18 protein-coding genes and 1 tRNA gene are annotated in these 20264 nt (G+C 66.7%); 8 read left to right on the top strand and 11 right to left on the bottom strand.

The window, feature by feature from the left end; translation table 11 throughout:
• Positions 1 to 67 precede the first annotated feature (67 nt).
• Positions 68 to 256: a hypothetical protein gene (locus VF617_RS16175; protein ID WP_331015936.1), complete on the bottom strand. Its 189-nt coding sequence runs from the start codon at positions 254 to 256 to the stop codon at positions 68 to 70.
• Between the two features lie 331 nt (positions 257 to 587).
• Here VF617_RS16175 and VF617_RS16170 point away from each other — a divergent pair, with 331 nt between their 5' ends.
• Both VF617_RS16170 and VF617_RS16165 read left to right on the top strand, forming a co-directional pair.
• The gene (locus tag VF617_RS16170; RefSeq protein WP_331015935.1) at positions 588 to 1970 is read left to right on the top strand and encodes a sigma-54 dependent transcriptional regulator; all 1383 of its coding nucleotides are present in this window, start codon (positions 588 to 590) and stop codon (positions 1968 to 1970) included.
• Positions 1960 to 3282, top strand: coding sequence for a sensor histidine kinase (locus VF617_RS16165; protein WP_331015934.1), 1323 nt, complete (start codon positions 1960 to 1962; stop codon positions 3280 to 3282). Before VF617_RS16170 ends, VF617_RS16165 begins: the two co-directional genes overlap by 11 nt.
• A 171-nt stretch (positions 3283 to 3453) precedes the next feature.
• Here VF617_RS16165 and VF617_RS16160 read toward each other — a convergent pair whose 3' ends face one another.
• From VF617_RS16160 to VF617_RS16150, 3 genes are read right to left on the bottom strand one after another with little or no spacing between them, the layout of a single operon-like run.
• On the bottom strand, positions 3454 to 4320 hold the full coding sequence (locus VF617_RS16160; RefSeq protein ID WP_331015933.1) for a Type II secretory pathway component PulK-like protein: 867 nt from the start codon (positions 4318 to 4320) through the stop codon (positions 3454 to 3456).
• The gene (locus VF617_RS16155) at positions 4317 to 4850 is read right to left on the bottom strand and encodes a type II secretion system protein GspJ (RefSeq protein WP_331015932.1); all 534 of its coding nucleotides are present in this window, start codon (positions 4848 to 4850) and stop codon (positions 4317 to 4319) included. The genes VF617_RS16160 and VF617_RS16155 overlap by 4 nt, the downstream gene beginning before the upstream one ends.
• A 35-nt stretch (positions 4851 to 4885) precedes the next feature.
• Positions 4886 to 5947 carry an ABC transporter substrate-binding protein gene (locus VF617_RS16150; protein WP_331015931.1) on the bottom strand — a complete coding sequence of 354 codons (1062 nt, stop codon included), beginning with the start codon at positions 5945 to 5947 and terminating at the stop codon, positions 4886 to 4888.
• Here VF617_RS16150 and gspN point away from each other — a divergent pair.
• Entirely contained in the window at positions 5941 to 6633 is a 693-nt protein-coding gene (gspN, locus tag VF617_RS16145; protein ID WP_331015930.1) for a type II secretion system protein N, read from the top strand. The genes VF617_RS16150 and gspN overlap by 7 nt on opposite strands.
• Positions 6634 to 6639: 6 nt before the next feature.
• Here gspN and radA read toward each other — a convergent pair whose 3' ends face one another.
• The gene (gene radA / locus VF617_RS16140; protein WP_331015929.1) at positions 6640 to 8010 is read right to left on the bottom strand and encodes a DNA repair protein RadA; all 1371 of its coding nucleotides are present in this window, start codon (positions 8008 to 8010) and stop codon (positions 6640 to 6642) included.
• Between the two features lie 84 nt (positions 8011 to 8094).
• Between radA and VF617_RS16135 the strand changes: the two genes are divergently transcribed.
• The 5 genes from VF617_RS16135 (at position 8095) to VF617_RS16115 (ending at position 12070) form a co-directional block, all read left to right on the top strand.
• A complete protein-coding gene (locus VF617_RS16135) occupies positions 8095 to 9246 on the top strand; it encodes a glycosyltransferase family 1 protein (RefSeq protein WP_331015928.1) in 1152 nt (383 codons plus the stop codon).
• Positions 9247 to 9297: 51 nt separating this feature from the next.
• On the top strand, positions 9298 to 10632 hold the full coding sequence (locus VF617_RS16130) for a replication-associated recombination protein A (protein ID WP_331015927.1): 1335 nt from the start codon (positions 9298 to 9300) through the stop codon (positions 10630 to 10632).
• On the top strand, positions 10625 to 10972 hold the full coding sequence (locus VF617_RS16125) for a hypothetical protein (protein WP_331015926.1): 348 nt from the start codon (positions 10625 to 10627) through the stop codon (positions 10970 to 10972). The genes VF617_RS16130 and VF617_RS16125 overlap by 8 nt, the downstream gene beginning before the upstream one ends.
• Positions 10973 to 11112: 140 nt before the next feature.
• The gene (locus VF617_RS16120) at positions 11113 to 11976 is read left to right on the top strand and encodes a hypothetical protein (protein ID WP_331015925.1); all 864 of its coding nucleotides are present in this window, start codon (positions 11113 to 11115) and stop codon (positions 11974 to 11976) included.
• 18 nt (positions 11977 to 11994) lie between these two features.
• Positions 11995 to 12070 (top strand) — tRNA-Thr (locus VF617_RS16115).
• 452 nt (positions 12071 to 12522) lie between these two features.
• Here the strand turns inward: VF617_RS16115 and VF617_RS16110 are convergent.
• The 6 genes from VF617_RS16110 to VF617_RS16085 are packed head-to-tail and all read right to left on the bottom strand — an operon-like array spanning position 12523 to position 20119.
• Positions 12523 to 14610: a bifunctional glycosyltransferase/UDP-glucuronate decarboxylase gene (locus tag VF617_RS16110; RefSeq protein ID WP_331015924.1), complete on the bottom strand. Its 2088-nt coding sequence runs from the start codon at positions 14608 to 14610 to the stop codon at positions 12523 to 12525.
• Complete coding sequence (locus tag VF617_RS16105) at positions 14607 to 15695, bottom strand: CgeB family protein (RefSeq protein WP_331015923.1); 1089 nt, start codon at positions 15693 to 15695, stop codon at positions 14607 to 14609. The genes VF617_RS16110 and VF617_RS16105 overlap by 4 nt, the downstream gene beginning before the upstream one ends.
• Positions 15692 to 16804 carry a CgeB family protein gene (locus VF617_RS16100; RefSeq protein WP_331015922.1) on the bottom strand — a complete coding sequence of 371 codons (1113 nt, stop codon included), beginning with the start codon at positions 16802 to 16804 and terminating at the stop codon, positions 15692 to 15694. Before VF617_RS16100 ends, VF617_RS16105 begins: the two co-directional genes overlap by 4 nt.
• The gene (locus tag VF617_RS16095; protein WP_331015921.1) at positions 16801 to 17904 is read right to left on the bottom strand and encodes a glycosyltransferase family 4 protein; all 1104 of its coding nucleotides are present in this window, start codon (positions 17902 to 17904) and stop codon (positions 16801 to 16803) included. Before VF617_RS16095 ends, VF617_RS16100 begins: the two co-directional genes overlap by 4 nt.
• Positions 17905 to 17915: 11 nt before the next feature.
• Positions 17916 to 19007: an NAD-dependent epimerase/dehydratase family protein gene (locus VF617_RS16090; RefSeq protein ID WP_331015920.1), complete on the bottom strand. Its 1092-nt coding sequence runs from the start codon at positions 19005 to 19007 to the stop codon at positions 17916 to 17918.
• Entirely contained in the window at positions 19004 to 20119 is a 1116-nt protein-coding gene (locus tag VF617_RS16085; RefSeq protein ID WP_331015919.1) for an NAD-dependent epimerase/dehydratase family protein, read from the bottom strand. The genes VF617_RS16090 and VF617_RS16085 overlap by 4 nt, the downstream gene beginning before the upstream one ends.
• Positions 20120 to 20264 lie beyond the last annotated feature (145 nt).

Here is a 20264-nt window from a genome sequence, read left to right as displayed (position 1 = left end):
CACACCCATGTTCATTGACCTAGCAACCGCCGTGCCAAGCCGGCCGGGGCTGTGCGCGCCAGCCTGATCACAGGATCGCGCCACTGCAACCGTCCGGATTCGAACATCTGTGTCCGAAATCGAACGCCAGCTTGATCGAAGCGAAGCCGAGGCTGAGCAATGCGTGGCCACCCTTTCTCGCGGCGAACCCCAGATCGAGGCGCGGCCGAGGAGCACCGGCCGCTATCGCGAGCGCCAGGGCCAGCAGCACGAACACAGGCATTTTCTTGTTTGGCGTCGGCACTATCGGTCTCTCTGCGGAGATAAAAGCAGGAGTTGTGCCAATCCCCCTTCTCCAGAGGGAGAAGGATACCGCAGCTTGGCAGCTTGCTGCCTAGCGGAGGTTGGATGAGGGGATGCGCTTATCGAGAGGGTGATCCCCTCACCCAGCTACGACTAGGCCTCGCTGAAGAAGCGACACCAAGTCTGCGCAACCCTCTCCCGACGGGAGAGGGAGAGACCACCGCAACTATGTTTCGGACGTCCCACGGCTTGGCACGCAAATTGATTGTCCGATTCCGCACAGTGGCTGTACGGGAGTGGACGGCATGGGGAGTGAGCCCGAGTTCGATTTTTGCGTCATCATCGATGACGACGACGACATCCTGATGGCGTCGCGGCTGCTGCTGCGCCGGCTGTTCAAGGATGTCGCCATCGCGAACACGCCCGACGAGGCATTGCCCCTCATTTCGGCCCGCCAGCCCGACGCGGTGCTGCTCGACGCCAATTTCGCGCGCGGCGCCACCGATGCCGCGGAGGGCCTGGCCTGGCTCGATCGGCTGCTCGCGATCGATCCCGAAATGGTGGTGGTGATGATCACCGCGCATGCGGGCGTCCAGGTGGCAGTCGCCGCCATGAAGCGCGGCGCGACCGATTTCGTGTCGAAGCCCTGGTCTAACGATCGGCTCCTCGCCACGGTGCGCACGGCGGCATCGCTGCGCCGCTCGCGCCGCTCGATGGTCGCCGCGCCCGCCCCTGCCGCATCGGGCGCCGGATCGCCGTTGCTCGGGGCGTCGCCGGCGATGGCGCGGGTCCATTCGCTGATCTCCCGCGCCGCCCCCACCGACGCCAACGTGCTGGTGCTTGGCGAAAACGGCACCGGCAAGGAACTGGTCGCGCGCGAACTGCACCGCCAGTCGCTGCGGGCGGACAAGGTGATGCTCACGGTCGATCTCGGAGCAGTCTCGGAAGATCTTATCGACAGTGAACTGTTCGGACATGTCAAAGGCGCCTTCACCGATGCGCGTACCGATCGCGTCGGCCGGCTTCAGGCCGCGGATGGCGGCACGCTATTCCTAGACGAAATCGGCAATCTTCCCTTGCGCTTGCAACCGAAATTGCTGACTGCGTTGGAACAACGCCAAGTGACCCCCGTGGGCGCGAACAAGCCCGTGCCGATCGATATCCGCGTGATAGCCGCGACCAACATGCCGCATGATAAGCTCCATGACGAGGCGCATTTCCGCCAGGATCTGCTCTTCCGGCTCAACACGGTGGAGATCGATTTGCCGCCGCTGCGCGAGCGCCCCCAGGATTTGCCCGAACTGATCGATCATTACCTCGTCCATTATTCACGCCGCTATGGCCGCGAAATGCCCGATATGAGTCCCGCAGCCCGCACCGCATTGCTCCGCCACGATTGGCCGGGCAATGTCCGTGCGCTGCGTCACGCGATCGAGCGCGCAGTCATCCTGTCGCGCGACACGGCGCTGGAGGCGGAGGACTTCGCGCTGGTCGCGGGAGCGCAGCGGATCGCGCCCGCCGCGGTCGTTCCACCGAGCGAAGGCGACGATCTCAATCTCGAACGCGTCGAGCGGCGGCTGGTCGAGGAAGCGCTCAAGAAGCACGGTTACAACATCTCGCTCGCCGCCGCCGAGCTCGGGCTGTCGCGGGCGGCGCTTTATCGGCGGATGGAGAAGCATGGACTTTGACCAGCGCTTCGCGATTGGGCTGATCGCCTGGATTGCGCTGCTGGGAGTCACCCTGCTCGCCTGCGTCGCTGCGTTCGCCACGCCCAATCTGGGCGCGGCGCGTATCGTCGCGCTGGTGCTCGCGGCCGCGACCCTGGCCGGGCTCTGGCGTCACGTCACGCGCACCAATCGCACGCTGGCGCACTTTCTCGAGGCGCTCAAATTCGGCGACACGGCGGTCCAGTTCGACGGGCATGGCGGCGCGGGCTTTGGCGAACTTGCGGATTCGCTCAACGAAGTGCTGGGCCGCTTCCGCGCCGGGCAGGATCGCGCCGCCGGGGAGCTTCGCTATCTCGACGCGCTGATCGACGACATACCGGTCGCGGTGCTGACCGTGAGCGCCGAGGATCAGGTGGTGCTCGCCAACAAGGCCGCGCGCCGGCTGTTCAAGGGTGAACAAGGCACCCGCCCGGAGGATTTCGCGCATTACGGCGCGACCTTCGCGCGCCGCCTCGCCAGCGGCACTCCGGGCGAAGAGCTGCTGATCCTCAATCTGGGCGGGCGGCCGCAGCGCGTGCTGGTCAGCTCGGCGACGCTTGACCGGCTCGGCCAGCGGACGCGCGCGCTGGGCCTCCAACCGATCCAGGGAACGCTCGACGCGGTCGAGATGGCGGCGCAGACCGATCTGGTCCGCGTGCTGACTCACGAGATCCTCAATTCGCTCACGCCGGTCACATCGCTTGCCGCGACTGCCGCGGATCTGCTCGCCGATCCCGATCTGGTCGCCGATCCGCGCATCGGCGATGCGCGCGCGGCGGTGACTACGCTTGCCCGGCGCGCCCAGGGTCTCGGCAATTTCATCGAAGCCTATCGCGAAGTAGCCCGCATGCCCCAGATCAAGCGCCAGCTTTTCGCCGCCGGCCCCTGGACGGGTGAGCTCGCCCGCCTCTTCGCCGCCGAGGCCCCTTCGGTCCCGCTCGATCTGGAAATAATGCCGGAAAGCCTGGGGATCGACGCCGATCCCGATCTTCTGGCGCAGGTGCTGATCAACCTGATGCACAATGCCGCGCAAGCAATGGGCAGCATGGAAACACCCCGGCTGGCGCTGCGATTGCTGAAGACGCGCGAGGGCATCGCAATCGAAGTGCAGGACAACGGCCCGGGCGTGCCCGAACAGCTGCGGCAGGATGTTTTCCTCCCCTTCTTCACCACGCGCGCGACGGGGACAGGCGTGGGGCTCAATCTCGCGCGGCAGATCGTCGTGGCGCATGGCGGGTCGATCGACGTGACCGATGCGCCGGACGGCGGCGCGCTGTTCCGGATCGTCCTCTAGGCAACCCTTGCAATGTAGGATTTCGCCTGCTTGGCTGAGCCGGTCGGCACTCCCGACCGCTCTTTGAAATCGTCCGTCCAGAAAGCCCATGGCCAGTGCGAACATTGGGAACATTCGCATGTGCGCACACCGCGCATTGGCCTAAACTTCGCCTAAACTTTCGCGCGCTGCTCAGGGCAGAGCCGGCGCGCCAGGGGGCACCGCGGCGCCGCGCCAGCGCTCGACCGGCACGGCTTCGACCATGCCATCGGGAGTGGTGCGCCGCTGGATCAGGGTAGCGCCCTGCTGGCTGGTTCCGCCCACCGTGGCGCGGGTGCGCACCCAGAAGGTGTTCGATCGGAACGAAGTGCCCCAGGGCATCGTGACCCTCTGGTCGGAAAGGTCCTTGAGCGTCAGATAGCCCTGTCGCCCGCGCACTTCGGTCAGCCGCGCGGCGATCACGGGATCGCGAAACAGGATACGCAGCATCTCCTGATCGGCGGCGTTGAGATTGAGCGCCGTAGTGCCGGGGAGCGCGGTCACCAGCCGTTCCAGCCGCTCGGCCACCTTCGGATCAATCCCGGCGAGCCGAAGCGGGCGCAGATCGGCGAGCGGCCCCTCGCGGCGGACATATTCGGCTGCCGCCAATATCTGCTCGGGCTTGAGGCCCACTTCGGTGGCGATGGTCTGAAACAATATGATCGCAGCCGCCTCGCCCGAACGCAGCGAATTGACGTTGAAACGGCCCTCGGCATCGGCGATCGCCAGCGTGAAGCTGCCGCCCTCGATCGGCGTGGCGCGCTCGGAAAGCTTCGCCCAGGGTTCGCCCGCATGGTCGCTCTCCGGCCCGATCTGACCGTCTCGCCGGAGCGCGACGAGCGCAGAGAGCTCGCCGCCCCGCACTATCGCCAGCGCGCGCGCGGCCTCGCGGGTCCGCAGGCCGCGGTCGAGCGCCAGTTCCTCGCGGTTGATCATCAGCAGCACGAGCCCCGCCGCGATCGCCACGAACATCAGGACGTTGACCAGGATCATCCCGCTCTCGTCGCCGCGCCGGCTCACTTGGCCTCCTCCTGCGAGCGCACCGGCAGCGTCACCACGCGGCGCAATGTGCCGGGGGTGCCGCCCGGTCCGGCCACCTGCATCTCGATCTCGACTGCACGCGGCCATCGCTCGCGGCTCTTGTCGTCGAGCGGCCAGCTATCCGCCCAGGCGCCGTCCCAGAAGCGCCAGCGCGCTGCGGCCACGCCGCTCAGCAATATCTGTGGCGCCGGCCCGATGGTGCGGACCAGCGCGCCGTTGGTCAGCGTGTAGCGCATCGGCACCGCCGCACCGCCCACGCCGGGTGCGGCGCGACGGAAGGAAAGCGATCCGCCCTGCCCCGCCACCGGCCCCCCGGCAATCTGATCCAGATCGCTCGACATCACGAACATCGCGCGCTGGAGGTCGGCAAGGCGATCGAAGCGGTCCTCCGTGCGGTCCTGGACCTTGATGATCCCGTCCACGAGAGCGAGCCCCGCGACGGCGATTAGCGCGAAGAGCCCGAGCGACACCATCAGCTCCAGCAGAGTAAACCCGGAGTCTCTGTGCATCGGCGGGCGGCACCAGCCCGCTCCCCCGCCTTCCCTCACGAACCCGAGCTCACCGCGACCGGCTCATATCCCTGTGCTCGCGCCACGAGTATGGCGAAGTCGCGCGCAACCGAACCGTCGGTGCGGAAGCGCACGGGCCCGGTAACGCAACGGAAGCCCTTGCTGTCGAGCAGCCCTTCCGTGCCCAGCGTGCCTGCCTTGCGCATGGCATTGGCGATGCCCGCGGCGTCATAAGCTAGCGCGGTGATCGTCCCCGCCCCGCCGCCGTTGCGCGCTTCGAATTCGCTGGCGAAGGTTCCGAAGGAGACCGGATCGGGGCTGGCGATCCATGCTCCATCGAGCGCCTCCAGCGCTTGCGGGCGATGGTCGAGGCCCTGGAAGGTGCCGAGCAGTTGCACGCCGCTGTCCTTCAGGCTGCGCGCCGCGGCGAGCACGGCTTCACCGCTGCCGGGCAGCAACACCGCGTCGGGCGCCTCGCCCGCATCGGGCAGCATCTGGCCTGCGTTGACATGCAGGACGCGCAAGGTGAGGCCGAGCTCGGCCTCCATCCGCCCCGCGGCCAGCGTGGCGGCGGCGCCCCAGGGCGAGCCATCGTCGATCACCACCAGCGACTTCACTCCGCGCGTGCGGGCATAGCGCAGGATGGCGCTGGTTACCTGGCCCGCCGTGATCCCGAATATCCAGGTGCCCGGCGCACGCAGGACCGAATCGTTGCTGAATGCGATGATCGGCACCCGGCCGGCGATGGTGGACGAGACGGCTGGCACTTCTTCGGCCGTGAGCGGCCCGAGGATGAGCGCCGGCTTGACCTTGAATGCCTTGGCCGCCGCGGCCGCCGCTCCGGCCGCAGTGCCGCCAGTGTCGAAACTCTGCATGAAGTGGCCGTTTTCCGCGAGCAACGCGGCCTGGCGCATGCTAGACCCCAGCCGCGCTCGCGGGCCCGTGAGCGGCACGAGCAGGGCGATGGGGCGCTTGTCCTTTTTCTCCGCGGCAAGAGCGAACGAAGGAAGCGCAACCGATGCGGCCAGCCCCGATTGCAGCAGGCGCAGCAGCGTTCGACGGTCTAGCGGCGAGTCGGGCTGTGGAATATGTGGCACGCCGCCGTATTATCGTCTTCGTGCTTCTCGGCATAGCCGCCTATGTGCTGGCGATGCTGGCGACGATGCCGGCCAGCGTGATCGTCAAGAACCGTCCTTGGCGCACGGGCGTCGCCGGCACGGTCTGGAACGGCGAAGTCGGTGTCGCGGGCGGATCGAAGCTCGAATGGCGGATGGCGCCGCTTCGATCGCTCACCAGCCTGGCCTTCGCCGCGGATTTCAAGGCGACCGGGCCCGACACGGACATCGGCGGCCGAATGCTGGTGCACCTTGGCGGGCGCACCGTGATCGACAATGTCAGCGGCTCGGCGGACGCCAGCCTGCTCCAGGCGCTCCAGCCCAATCTGCCCTTCACGTGCGATCTGGTAATGCAGGTCGGGATGAAGCGGATCGCCATCGGCGGCGGCAGCCAGATGATGGACGGCAGCGCGACCAGCGATCCGGGAAGCTGCCGCCCCAAGGGCGCGGGCGCCGCATCCGCTGTCCCTGCGCTGATCCTTACCGCCGAGCATATCGGCAACCAGACGCGCATCCGGCTCGCCCCGATGACTCAGCGGCGAAAAATCCTGATCGACGCCACGCTGGCCGAAGACGGGGCGATCGATTTCAGCGTGACGCCTGACGGCGCGGCGATGATGCCCTTTCTGGGCGTCCCTCCGGACATGCGGGTCCAGGGAAAGATGTGAAAGGCTTCATCGCCCGAGCAAGTGATCCACGAAGCTTCCCAGATTCTTGAACCCCGCGACTTCAAGCCCGCCTCTATCCGCCTGAGCGGCCGGCGCGAGGGCACGGGCGAAGCCGAGCTTGGACGCCTCGCGGCATCGTAGCGCCCCGTGCGCCACCGGCCGTATCTCGCCTGAAAGCGCGATCTCTCCGAACGCCACCGCATCGGCAGCCAGCGGGCGTTCGGCCAGCGCCGAGACCAGAGCCGCCGCCACCGCCAGATCGGCGGCGGGATCCTGCACCCGATATCCTCCCGCTATGTTCAGATAGACTTCGCACGACGAAAAGCTCAGCCCGCATCGCGCCTCGAGCACCGCGAGAACCATCGACAGCCGCGCCGAATCCCAGCCGACCACCGCGCGCCGCGGCGTAGCTCCGCTCGCCAGCCGCACCGTCAGCGCCTGCACCTCGACGAGGACGGGCCGCGTGCCCTCAAGAGCGGGAAAGACGATCGTCCCGGTAACGCTTTCGTCGCGCTGCGTGAGGAACAGTGACGAAGGGTTGGCGACTTCCGATAGCCCCTCGGTCTCCATCGCGAACACGCCGATCTCGTCGGTGCCCCCGAAGCGGTTCTTGACCGCGCGCAGAATGCGATATTGGTGGCTGCGCTCGCCCTCGAACGCCAGCACGGTATCGACCATATGCTCGAGCACGCGCGGTCCCGCGATGCTGCCGTCCTTGGTGACGTGCCCGACGAGCACCACGGCGCTGCCGCGCTCCTTGGCAAAGCGGATCAGCTCGCCCGCCGATGCGCGCACCTGGCTGACCGTGCCCGGCGCGCCTTCAATCAGGTCCGAATGCATGGTCTGGATGGAATCGATCACCAGCAAGGCCGGCGGTTCGCCCTCTCCCATCGTGGTCAGGATATCGCGGACTGAAGTAGCCGCCGCGAACATCACCGGTGCGCTGCCCAGCCCCAGCCGCCGTGCGCGCAGCCGCACCTGATCGCCGGCCTCCTCGCCCGAGACGTAGACCACCTTTTGTCCCCGGCTGGCGATCTTCGCCGCCGCCTGGAGCAGCAGGGTCGACTTGCCGATTCCCGGATCGCCGCCGATCAGCGTCGCCGACCCCTCGACAAAGCCGCCGCCCAGTGCACGATCAAGCTCGGCGATTCCGGTCGAGGTGCGCTCGGGCAGCGCGATATCGGTGTTGAGCCCGGTAAGCTGGACCGCGCGCCCGCCCGATTGCAGATTATGCTTGGCCTGGAACGGCGTGACCACGCCCCCGCCGGCTTCCTCGACCAGCGTGTTCCAGTCACCGCAATCGCCGCATTGCCCCGCCCATTGCGCAGTCACCGACCCGCATGCCTGGCAAACATATCGCTTCCTGAGCTTGGCCATGGGGCAGAGCTAATACAGGAACAAGCCGGGAACAAGTGCTAGTTGAGTGGACGGCCCCACTCCTGCGGGTTATCGCCGCGGCCCATGAAGCCCACGGACCTCCGCGTTGCTCTGTTCAGCGGCAATTACAATTATGTCCGCGACGGCGCGAACCAGGCGCTCAACATGCTTGTAGGCTATCTGCTGCGCCAGGGCGTTACCGTCCGCGTCTATTCGCCGACTACCAAAACCCCCGCCTTCGAGCCGACCGGCGATCTGGTGAGCGTGCCTGCGCTGCCTATCCCCGGCGGACGCGGGGAATATAAGTTCGCCTGGCGGCTCGCTCCGGAAACGCGCGCCGACCTGGAGGCATTCGCTCCGAACATCATCCATGTGACGGCTCCCGAAGTGCTGGGACACCGCGCCGTGACCTGGGCGCGGGAGCGGGGGCTGGCCACGATCTCGTCGCTGCACACGCGCTTCGAGACCTATCCGGCCTATTATCACCTGACCTTCCTCGTGCCGCTGATGATCAAGGGGATGACGCGCTTCTACAATCGCGTCGACCAAGTCGTCACGCCCGGCCAATCGACCGCGGACATTCTGCGCGAATGGGGCGTGGAAACGCCAATCCGCATCTGGGCGCGGGGCGTGGACCATGCGCGCTTCAATCCGGGAATGCGCAGCCAGGAATGGCGGCGCTCACTCGGGCTGGCCGGGGAGGAATTCGCAGTCGGCTTCCTGGGGCGGCTCGTGCTCGAAAAGGGGCTCGATATCTTCGCCGAGGTCTGCCGCACGCTCACCTCGCGCGGGGTGCCGCACCGGGTGCTGGTGATTGGCGACGGACCTGCGCGGGAATGGTTCGCCGGGCAAGTTCCCGAAGCAGTGTTCGCGGGCTTTCAACGCGGCGACGATCTGGGCCGCGCCGTCGCCTCGATGGACGTGCTGTTCAACCCCTCCGTCACCGAGACGTTCGGCAATGTGACGCTGGAAGCCATGGCCTGCGGCATTCCGGTCGTCGCCGCGCGCGCCACCGGCGCGGTCGATCTGATCGAGGACGGAGTGAACGGCTTCCTTGTCCCGCCGCGCGACGTGAGCGCCTATGCGGACGCCATCGCGCGCCTGGCCGAGGATGCCGAGCTGCGCCGCGCCCAATCGCATGCGGGCCATCAAAAGGCCCAGGCGTATCAGTGGGACGACATCAATCAGGTCGTTCTCGACACCTATCTCGAGGTGATGGAGCGGCGGGGAAAATAGCGGGGGCGCCGGGATGACGAACGGGTGCGGCGCGCCTATCTTGCGCAAGGCATGACCGATCTCTTTGGACCGCAGGAACAGGAACCGCTGACCGAGAAGCCGCTTGGCGGCCCGCTCGCCGATCGCCTGCGCCCGCGGCGGCTTGAGGATGTCGTGGGGCAAGAGCATCTGACCGGGCACGATGGCGCGATCGGTCGGATGGTGGCGGCGGGCAAGCTCAGTTCGATCATCCTCTGGGGCCCGCCAGGCACTGGCAAGACGACCATCGCGCGGCTGCTCGCCGACGCAGTGGGCCTGCGCTTCGTCGCGATCTCGGCGGTGTTCTCGGGTGTAGCCGATCTCAAAAAGGTGTTCGCAGAGGCGCGCGAGCACGTCAAAGTCGGCAAGCGCACCTTGCTGTTCGTCGACGAGATCCACCGCTTCAATCGCTCGCAGCAGGATGGCTTCCTGCCCTTCGTCGAGGACGGCACGGTCACCCTGGTCGGCGCGACTACCGAAAACCCCAGCTTCGAGCTCAACGCCGCGCTGCTCAGCCGCGCGCAGGTGCTGATCCTCCACCGGCTCGATCACAAGGCCTTGTGCAAACTGCTCGACCGCGGCGAGGAGCTGGAGGGCAAGCCGCTGCCCCTCACGCCTGAGGCGCGCGATGCTTTCGTGGCGAGCGCGGATGGCGACGGCCGGTTCCTGCTCAACCAGGCCGAGACGCTCTTCTCGGTGCATTTCGACGCCCCGCTCGATGCGGTCGCGCTCGGCGATTTCCTCCAGCGCCGCGTGGCGGTCTACGACAAAGATCGCGAGGGGCATTACAACCTCATCTCGGCCTTGCATAAGTCGATACGCGGCAGCGATCCGCAGGCCGCGCTCTATTATCTCGCGCGGATGCTCACTGCCGGCGAAGAGCCCCTGTTCGTGCTGCGCCGCCTGATCCGGGCGGCAGTCGAGGACATCGGGCTCGCCGACCCGCAGGCGCTGGTCCAGTGCATCGCCGCCAAGGACAGCTACGATTTCCTCGGCAGTCCCGAAGGCGAACTCGGCATTGCGCAGGCCTGCCTCTACCTCGCCACAGCGCCCAAATCGAATGCCACTTACGCCGCGCAAAAAGCCGCGTGGCGCTCGGCCAAGGAAACCGGCTCCCTGATGCCGCCGCAAAACATCCTCAATGCCCCCACCAAGCTGATGAAGCAGATCGGCTATGGCAAGGGCTATACCTACGATCACGACGCCGAACACGGCTTCTCGGGCGACAATTACTGGCCCGACGAGCTCCCGCCCCAGACATTCTACACCCCCACGGACCGCGGCGTTGAAAAGCGCATCGCCGAACGCATGGCCTGGTGGGGTGAGATGCGGGAGAAATCGCGCGCCCAAGGAAGCGTAGATGAATGATTGGGAAGAGGCGTGCGCTTATGCGCTCTCGCTGCCCGGCGTGGAGATGGCGTCGTGGTGGGGCAGCATGTGCCCTAAGATCAACGCCAAGGGCTTCATGGCCCCCGGCCGCGAGAAAGGCAGCTTCGCGCTCTCAGTGACGACGCCGGAGAAGGAAATCCTCTTCGAAACCGACCCGAAGACCTTCTGGCAGACCGATCACTACCGCAACTATCCTATGCTGCTGGTGCGTTACGGGACCGACAACCGCGAGCGGATCGAGCTTTACATCCAGCGCGCCTGGTGGGACCGGCTGAAGAAGCCGCAACACATGGCGGCGGGGACGGAAGAGCGGCCGTGACTTATCAAATCCTCTCCCGGAGGGAGAGGGGGACCAGCGTAGCTGGTGGAGAGGTAGTCTCCGCGAGCGGCGGCCCATCGCTTGTGGCGATTACCCCTCCACCGCCTTCGGCGGTCCCCCTCCCCCTCCGGGGGATCTAGGTGACGGGCTTCACCCAATTCATCGCCATCGACTGGTCCGGCCAGGCGGTCGAGCGGCCAAAGGGGTTCGCCGTCGCGCGCTGCGGCGAGGGAACCGCCGCGCCCGAACTGATCCACCGCAACTGGTCGCGCCAGGACATCCTCGGCTGGCTCCTGGACTTGGAGGCAAAAGGCACTCGCGCGTTGATCGGCCTGGATCTCTCCCCCGCCTTTCCTTTCCGTGACGAGGGCGCATATTTCCCCGGCTGGAGCCGCTCGCCACCCGAGGCCAAGTCGCTCTGGGCGCTGGTCGACGAAATGAGCGCCGGGGACCCGCATCTCGGCGTCACGAGCTTCGTCGCGCATCCCGACGCGCGCCGTCATTTCCGCCAGCGCGGCGATTGCGGCGATCTCTTCCCGCCGGGACGCGGCCGCTTCCGGATATGCGAGCATGGCCAGGAACAGATGCGCTTGTCGCCCTATAGCTGCTTCAACCTCGTCGGTGCGTCGCAGGTAGGCAAGTCGAGCCTGACAGGGATGCGCGTCCTCAACCGTCTGCGCGGCAAGATCGGCATGTGGCCATTCGATCCGGTGCCCGAAACCGGGCCGCTTCTCGTCGAAATCTACACCTCGCTCGCGGCGCGACTGGCGGGCATGCGCAAGGGGCTGTCCAAGGTCCGCGACGCCGCCACGCTCGATACCATGCTTTCCGCCTTCGGATCAGAGGCCCATGCGCCGCTCGTCCGTTATGACGACCACGCAACGGATGCGATGCTCTCCGCCGCCTGGCTCCGCATCGCCGCCGGCCAGAAAGAGTTGTGGCAGCCGGCAGCGCTTACCCGCGAACTCGCGCGAACCGAGGGCTGGACCTTCGGAGTGCCATGAGCCATTGGAGCCACGGATGCCGGCTTAGCTCAGTTGGTAGAGCGCCAGTTTTGTAAACTGGATGTCGCGGGTTCGATTCCTGCAGCCGGCACCACTAATGCGATATCCATGAATATGCGCCCGTGTCTCGCCAAGGCTTTGTTGGGAGCACCAACATTGGCGCAACGAAAGCCCATAAATATTGCATTCCCCCCGCGAGACTAGGCCCTGAAGTGTGCAAAGCGGTTTGGCCACTCCTACGCGGCCGGGGATCTGATTCACCAAGGCCGCAGCAACCCGTCGGCCACCAGCCGCGGCTTTCGAGGAGGCGTCTAATCGCCTCATGTCTTTTTCCGGGGCTCCCGCTAAACAAGCAGGACGGCAGGAATACCCCTGTCTCCGCCTTCGGGACGACGGTCACTGCGAGTGCCGCGTAACCTGGACAAACGCGCCTAAGACGAAGTCGGACGAATGTCGCCGCGATGGGCCAGATCGCGCGCCTACGCGCTGATTCGTGACCAGCGCCGCGTTCTTCGATGGAATGCGACTTTGCCCACAGCGCACCAGCTATTCGGCAGCGACAACCAAAACTTCCTCCCGGCGCGGCTCAACGCCGAGCTCGTCGGCAAACCAAGCGCAGGTGCGGGCCAGTCCTTCGGCCAAGGGCACGCGGGGTTCCCAGCGGAGCAATTCGCGTGCGCGGCCGATATCGGGCCGGCGGCGGCGTGGATCGTCGATCGGTAGCGGGCGATAGTCGACCGGGGCATTGGTGCCGGTCAGCGCGACGATGTGATCGACCAGTTCGGTGACGGTGAGTTCGGCGGGGTTGCCGAGATTGACAGGCTCGAGCCCGTCCACGTCGCTCTCCATCAAGCGGATCAGCCCTTCGACCAGGTCGGAAACGTAGCAGAAGCTGCGCGTCTGGCTGCCGTCGCCATAGATGGTCAGCTCGCGGCCGAGCAGCGCCTGGCAGATCAGGTTCGAGACGACGCGGCCGTCGTCGCAATGCATGTGCGGACCATAAGTGTTGAAGATGCGCGCCACGCGGACCTCGGCGCGGCCCATGCGAGCGAAGTCGAACGCCATCGCCTCGGCGGCGCGCTTGCCTTCGTCGTAGCAGGCGCGCGGGCCCGTGCAGCTCACCCAGCCGCGATAATCCTCGCGCTGGGGGTGAACTTCTGGGTCGCCGTAGACTTCGCTGGTGGAGCTGAGCAGAAAGCGGCCGCCCGAAAGCTCGGCAAGGCGGAGCAGATGATCGGTGCCGAGCACGTTGGTGAGCATCGTGTGCTCGGGATCGGCCTGATATTGCGGGGGCGACGCGGCGCAGGCGAGGTTGTAGATTCGCGCGAACCGCTCGGCGCGATCGAGAATTGCTGGCGGCAGCGGATTGACGACATCCGCCTCGACGAACTCGAAGCGCGGATGCTTTTCGAGTTCGCGCAGGTTCGAGGGATTGGCGGTCTGGAGATTGTCGAGGCAGACGACATGATTGCCGCGCGCCAGCAGCTCCGCGCACATATGCGATCCGATGAAGCCGGCGCCGCCGGCGACCAGGGTAAGAGGCGGGTTGATCATGTGCAGGCTTCCTTTGCTTTCGGATGCGAGGCGCTTGCGTGCGCCGAGAAGATGGCTTTCGAGTTCGGCGGCGCGGTGAGTGGCGGTATGCTCGGCCAGCACGCGCGCACGGGCGGCGTCGCCGATGGGACGTGGATCGCGTGTGAGTGCGGCGAGCACGTCCGCCGCCTCGTCCGCGATCAGCAATTCTCTGCCGGGCATCAGGAGCGTCTCGATGCCATCCCATCGGTCCGAGATGATCGGCGTGGCACAGGCGGCAGCCTCGAATATGCGGACCGAGGGCGACCAACCGGCGGCGATCATGTCGGCCCGGGTGACGTTGAGCGTGAAACGCGAAGCACTGTAGAATGCGGCGTGATCCACGGGCGGCAGATGCTCTATCCGCTCGACATTGCCCGGCCAGTCGATGTCGGACGGATATTGCGGCCCGGCGACTACGAAGCGCAGATCGGGCCGCTGCCGCGCGGGCTCGATCAGCAGCCGGTCGAGCGTCGGCTGGCGGTCTGGGCTGTAGGTGCCGAGATAGGACAGGTCCCAGCGCTTCGGGACCTCCATCGGCCGGTACGCAGCGGGATCGACAGAGCAGTAAAGCGGCCGCGCCGCCGGGCTGCCATAGTCGCGCTCGATCCGGCGCAGCGTCGGCCCGCCGGTGAAGGAGAGATAAAGGTCGAATCCTGGGATCACTGCCGGCGAGAGATATTCGAAGTCACCGCGCGCCAGCTTGGCGAGGGTTACCGGCGTATCGATGTCGTAAAAGGCCGTGACGCCGCGGCCATGGCGCTGGACGTAGCGAGCGACCTCTACGCCGTCGGGCACGTAGGATCCAACGATCACCGCATCGGCGCGGAGGATTTCGCCGTTCCAGCGATTCAGGTCATCGAGGCTTGCATAATATTCGAGGCGGCAGAAATCCGGATCGACGAGATCGCGGTTGACACCCGAATACCAGGGCATTTCGCGCTCCAGGAACAGCACGTCGTGTCCGCGCGCAGCGAAAGCGGCGAGCAGCGCGCGGAAGGTGGTGGCATGACCATTGCCCCAGGACGAGCCGAGGCTGAGGCCGAGAACGACGAGCTTCATGCGGCCTCCCGCGTACGCGCTTGAAGGGACTGGAAGATGCGGTGCGCCTGCTCGCCGCGAAGCGCGTAGGTGTGCTCGGCGATTACGCGGCGGAGCGCCGCCTCGCCGATCGCTCTGGCGCGCTCGGGGGTGAGGGCGGCAAGGTGCTCGGCGACATCCTGGCCGTCGCGGGCAACGAGCACTTCCTCGTCGGGGGTGAGGAACAGCTCGATGCCTTCCCAGGCATCAGTGATCAGGCAGGCCGCGGCGCCGGCTGCCTCGAACACGCGGGTGGCCGGCGAGAAGCCGATATCCGCCATCGAATCGCGCGCGACGTTGAGCACGGCCTTGGGCGTGCAGTTGAAGGCATTGTGGTCGGCGGTGCCAACGTGACCGACCGCCCGAACGTTCTCGGGCATCGCCTTGTCGTGCCAGCCATTGCCGCCGAGCAGAAAGGTCTTGCCGGGCACGGCTGCGGCGGGGCGCAGGAAGAACTCCTCGATCCGTGCCTCGCGGTCGGGCAGCCGATTGGCGAGCAGCCCGAGATCGGCGGCGAAGCGCGGATCGGGGGGGGCGGGATGGTGTGTCTCCGGATCGAGCGCGTTGTAGACCGGAATGCACCGCGCCGCGCCGAAGCCCTCATATGCGTCGATCACCGGCGGCCCGCCGCCATAAGTGAGCACCATGTCGAGATCGGCGAGTGCGCAGCGAACCGGATGCGAGAGATCGCCGCGCATCTCCTCCAGCGTCGCGGCCGCGTCGACATCCCAGAAGACGCGCAACGCATCGGCGCGGGAGTGCGCGATAATGCCCTCCAGCAACTCGCGGTCGAATACACCGACGCCGCTGGCTTTGACGACGATATCCGCATTGCGGGCTTCGGTGAGCACGCCACGCAGCCCCGCCTCGGTCGCGGGATACACCACCGACCGCGCATATTCCGGCGGCCCGATGTCGCGGTGCTGCTGGCGCTCGAAGGCATCCGGCTCGTAGAAGGCTATGTCGTAGCCGTGGCCGGCCAGCGCCTTGAGGATGCCGCGATAATAGGTCGCCGCGCCGTTCCAATAGGACGACAACAGGCTCGATCCGTAGAAGGCGATCTTCATGCGGCGTTCCTCGCGGCTTGCGGTTGGGTCAGGCTCGCGACGATTTCGAGCAGTTCGTCCACACGGTGCGCGCAGCTGTGGCGGTCGCGGATGGTCTCCAGTCCGCTGGCGACCAGGGATGCGCGCAGATCCGGATCGCGGCGGATCGCGGCCAAATGGCGCTGCATCTCCTCGCCGTCGCGGGCGATCAGATAATCCTCACCGGGGCGGAAGAGTCCTTCCGCATCCTCCCAGGGAGCCGAGACCAATGGGATGCCGCAGGCCAGCGCTTCGAACACCCGGATCGTCGGTATGCCCGGCAGGATCGTCGCATAATAACGCCGCGGCACATGCACGGTGGCGAGGTGACGCGCGAATATTTCGGGCGCGGCGGCGTTGGGCGCCCAGCCATGATAATGCGCACCGTAGCGGGCGAGCATCGACTTCGCCTCGTCTGGATAGCGAACGCCGTAGATATCGAGCAGCATTCGCGCATCCCGCGCCGGGCGGAACATGAACTGCTCGAGTTCCTCGGTGCGCTCGCCATCGCCCCAATTGCCGATCCAGACGAGGCCGTTGCGCTCGCCTTCCTGTTCGGGAGGATGGAAGCGCCGCAGATCGGCTGCCTCATGCCAGGTCCAGACGCGTCCGCCCCAGCCCCAGCCGCGATAGACTTCCGTCAGCGCCTCGCCGAATGCCAGCACGCCGTCGTAGCTCGAAAGGTCATAGGCCTGCATCGCCTCGGGCTCGCTCACCGCGCGGTGGTGCGTGTCGTGGAAGAGCAAGGTGAAAGGCGCGCCGAGCCGGCGGAGCCCGCCGAGCTTGGCAATGAGATACGGCTCGTTCCATTCGTGCACGATCACCAGATCGGCGCCCTCGACCATCTTTTCGAGCAGGCACATCGGCGTGTAGGCTGCCGAGTGGAGCTCGGGATAGGAACGGCGCCACGGTTCGAGGCCCGCGTCGCCATGGTCCGCGAGCAGATTGGCCAGGCTCCAGGAGCCTTGCGGCTCCCAGACCTGAATGTCGTGCCCGCGTGCGACCAGCTCGCTCAGCACGCCGCGCAGGAAATGCGCATTGCCATGATTCCAGCAGGAGGCCAGCGAATGCGTGAAATATACGATCCTCACGCCGCCACCCGCCGGCCGGGAATGCCGTTCGCCAGTGCCCGGGCGTAGAGTCCCAGCATCGCGTCCGCCATCGTGCCCGGCGCGTATCGCTCCGCGCGCGCGCGTGCCGCATCGCCCATCTGGAGCCGCAGCGCGCAATCGCCGATCAGCGTCTCGATCGCTTCGGCATATCCGGCCTCGTCATCGCCGGCCACGAACAACGCCGCGCCGTTCCATAGCTCGCGGAAAGTGGGGATGTCCGACAGGACGAGCGCGCAGCCCGCCGCAGCGGCCTCGAGGATCGCGAGGCCGAACGGCTCGAAGGACGCCGCGGAGACGAACACCGGGCGCGCCGCCAGATGGCCGGCGAGTTCCTGCGCGTCGAGCTCGCCCAGCAGATGGAGGTTTTCCAAGGCGACGGTCTCGCCATGCGGGCCCGTAGTGGCGCCGGCGGCGTGGAAGGGGATCGCGAGCCGGCCGGCGACGCGGTCGAGCAGGGCGGCGCGCTTGACCTGGTCCCACAGCCGCCCGACCGTCAGCACGCAATCCTGCACCGGCGGGTGGTTGGGCGATATCAATGGTGTCCGCCCGTTATGCACCACCAGAGGGGTTTGCCCGAGCCCATAATGACGCGCGACCGTACGCGCATAACAAGTGCTCGGGGCGACCACTAGATCAGCGGCACGCAAGCCCTCCCCCGTCAACGTGCGATGCCAACGAAAAGCGGGGTCCAGCGGCACGCCCGGCCGCGCCGCCTGCCACCAGGTCGAGACGCAGCCATGCGTGACCGATATCACCGGCACCGCCAGCGGTGCGGCGGCGCCGAGCGTCGGCATATTGAGTTGGACGAGGTCGACATGCTCGTCCTGCGCCAGTTCGGCGATTCGCGCGCCCGCCGCCAGCACCGGCGCCGGACCGTCGCACAGCCAGTCGAGCGGAAGCCCAGTCTCGACCAGCCGCGCATGCGGGATCGCGCGCATCTCCGCCCGCTGCGCCGCGCCCGGTGACGGGCCGAGCACGGCGACGATCGTATCGACATCGCGCTCGCCCAACGCGCGCGACAGATCGAGGCAATATTGCCAGACGCCGCCCACGGAATCCACGGTCAGCAGCACCCGCATCGGAGCTTGCTTCACAGCGCTGCCGCCATGCGGAGCGGGATTACGCGCGCTTCGTCGTCGGGCAGCGGCAATTGTCGCTCGGCCGCGAGCCAGCGCGCCAGAGCTCCCACGCCGGCGCGCCACGGCACCTGCACGTCCAAGCCCAGCGCCATGCGCCCGGCCCGCGCGTCCGCCACGAAATAGCGCTGGTCGCCCGCTCGCCACTCGGCGAAGTGCACTTCCGGGCGTTTGCCGGTGATGTCGGCGATATGGCCCAGCAAGGTGTTGAGGCTCACGGCATTGGCCGGGCCGCCGCCCAGATTGAAGGCGCGGCCGGAGATACGGTCGATCCGCTGCCACGCCGCGACATAGGCCTCGACCGCGTTGCGCACGTCCAGAATGTCGCGTACCTGGTGCCCGTCGCCGTAAAGCGTGATCGGCTTGCCCTCGAGGGCCTGGATCAGGAAGTGGGCGACCCAGCCTTGGTCTTCGGTGCCCATCTGGCGCTGCCCATAGATGCAGCTCATCCGCAGCACCGCCGTCGGCACGCCGAAGCTACGGGCATAATCGAGGACGTACTGGTCGGCGGCGCCCTTCGAGCAGCCATAAGGCGTGTGAAAGTCGAGCGGGCGGTGCTCCCCGATGCCGTGCGCGCGCAGCGCCGCGTTGACGGGCTGGTAGCCATTGTCGGTCAGCGAGAAATCCAGGTCGGCGAGGTCGCCATAGACCTTGTTGGTCGAGGCGAAGATCACCGGCGGCGGAGTCTCGGACCGGCGCGCCGCTTCGAGCAGGTTGAGCGTGCCCGCGACGTTGATCTCGAAATCCTCGCGCGGCTCGTGAAGGCTGGTGGTAACCGCGACCTGCGCGGCGAGGTGGAACACCGCCTTGGCGCCGCGCGCCGCCTCCGCGAGCAGCGCGCCGTCGCGAATGTCTGCGACCACCGAGCGGATGCGGGCGCCGTGGCGGCTCTTGAGCCAGCCAAGGTTGCGCTCGACGCCCGGGCGGGTGAGCGCGTCGTACACGAGCACCTCATGCCCTTCCGAAGCGAGCCGGTCGGCGAGGTTCGAGCCGATGAAGCCGGCGCCTCCGGTGATCAGGATGGGGCGGCTGGCGGCTCCGATCATGCGACCAGCCCCCGCGCTTCGAGCTCCGCCCGGGCATGCTCGACGCGGTCGTCGGCGGTCTGCCGCTCGACCCATTCCGCAAGCTCGGCCAGTCCTTCGGCGAAATTCGCGCGGGCGCTGAAGCCTAATTGCTCCTCGGCCAGCGAAGTGTCGCAGAAGCAGTGGCGAATATCGCCGACACGGGCCTTACCCATGATTTCGGGAGCGATATGGTTCTTGCCCATCGCGCGGGCCAGCCCCTCGGCGACTTCTGTCACCGTCCGCTCCTCGCCTGATCCGACGTTGAAGGTGCCGCCCGCCGCCTGGGGCAACTCCAGCGCCTCGGCGAAGGCGCGGGCAACATCGCCGACATGGACGAAGTCGCGCTTCTGCTCGCCATCCTCGAAGATCAGCGGCGCCTGTCCGTTGAGAAGTCGCGAGGCGAAGATCGCGAGGACGCCGGTATAGGGATTGGAGAGCGCCTGGCCGGGGCCATAGACGTTGAACAGGCGCAGGCACACGCTCTCGATGCCGTAAGGAGCGCCCATGATGTGGGTGGTGCGCTCCTGGACATATTTGTTGAGTGCATAGATCGAGGCGAGGCTGGGCCGCTTCCACTCCGGTGTGGGCAGCGGCGCGAGGGCATGGCCGGCGAGATCGACGGGGTTCCACACCTTCTGTCCGTCGCGCACAATTCCGCGCTCGGCATTCTCGACGAACTGACCCGACATGTCGCGGTACAGGCCCTCACCATAGATCGACATCGAAGAGGCGGTGACCACGCGGCGCACCGGATGATCGATCAGCCGCTCGAACAGCACGGCGGTGCCGACGTCGTTGACCGAGGTATAGCGCTCGACTTCGTACATCGACTGGCCGACGCCGACTTCGGCGGCGAGATGGACGACGCTGTCCACCCCCTGGAGCGCGCGGGCGACGGCGTCCCCGTCGCGGACGTCAGCGACGATTAGCTCGGCATCGACGTCCAGCCCCTCGGGACGCTCGCTATCGCCGTGAACCTGGGGGAGCAGGCTGTCGAGGATGCGGACGCGGTGGCCGCGGTGCAACAGTTCGGTAGTGACCCGCCGGCCGATGAAACCCGCACCGCCAGTGATCAATACATGTTCGGGCATCGGCTATAATTCCCCGCATTATACTATGTTAATATGTATCGATACTTATATGGAACAGTATCGCTTCGCGCGCATTCGGTTCATGAGCGTAAGGAACACCTTCTTCTTCATCTTGTTCCGAGCCTAAATTATAATAAACATAGGT

It is taken from the genome of Sphingomonas sp. (genome assembly GCF_036388215.1).
Lineage (GTDB): Bacteria > Pseudomonadota > Alphaproteobacteria > Sphingomonadales > Sphingomonadaceae > Sphingomonas.
The sequence above is the reverse complement of the archived record's forward strand: the minus strand, read 5'-3'. Positions and strand labels throughout refer to the sequence as shown.

Bases quoted from the DNA above. Each gene is read 5' to 3' on its own strand.
- VF617_RS16170 (WP_331015935.1), top strand. From the start codon at position 588: ATGGGGAGTGAGCCCGAGTTCGATTTTTGCGTCATCATCGATGACGAC.
- VF617_RS16165 (WP_331015934.1), top strand. From the start codon at position 1,960: ATGGACTTTGACCAGCGCTTCGCGATTGGGCTGATCGCCTGGATTGCG.
- VF617_RS16155 (WP_331015932.1), bottom strand. From the start codon at position 4,850: ATGCACAGAGACTCCGGGTTTACTCTGCTGGAGCTGATGGTGTCGCTC.
- radA (WP_331015929.1), bottom strand. From the start codon at position 8,010: ATGGCCAAGCTCAGGAAGCGATATGTTTGCCAGGCATGCGGGTCGGTG.
- VF617_RS16135 (WP_331015928.1), top strand. From the start codon at position 8,095: ATGAAGCCCACGGACCTCCGCGTTGCTCTGTTCAGCGGCAATTACAAT.
- VF617_RS16130 (WP_331015927.1), top strand. From the start codon at position 9,298: ATGACCGATCTCTTTGGACCGCAGGAACAGGAACCGCTGACCGAGAAG.
- VF617_RS16125 (WP_331015926.1), top strand. From the start codon at position 10,625: ATGAATGATTGGGAAGAGGCGTGCGCTTATGCGCTCTCGCTGCCCGGC.
- VF617_RS16110 (WP_331015924.1), bottom strand. From the start codon at position 14,610: ATGAAGCTCGTCGTTCTCGGCCTCAGCCTCGGCTCGTCCTGGGGCAAT.
- VF617_RS16105 (WP_331015923.1), bottom strand. From the start codon at position 15,695: ATGAAGATCGCCTTCTACGGATCGAGCCTGTTGTCGTCCTATTGGAAC.
- VF617_RS16095 (WP_331015921.1), bottom strand. From the start codon at position 17,904: ATGCGGGTGCTGCTGACCGTGGATTCCGTGGGCGGCGTCTGGCAATAT.
- VF617_RS16090 (WP_331015920.1), bottom strand. From the start codon at position 19,007: ATGATCGGAGCCGCCAGCCGCCCCATCCTGATCACCGGAGGCGCCGGC.
- VF617_RS16085 (WP_331015919.1), bottom strand. From the start codon at position 20,119: ATGCCCGAACATGTATTGATCACTGGCGGTGCGGGTTTCATCGGCCGG.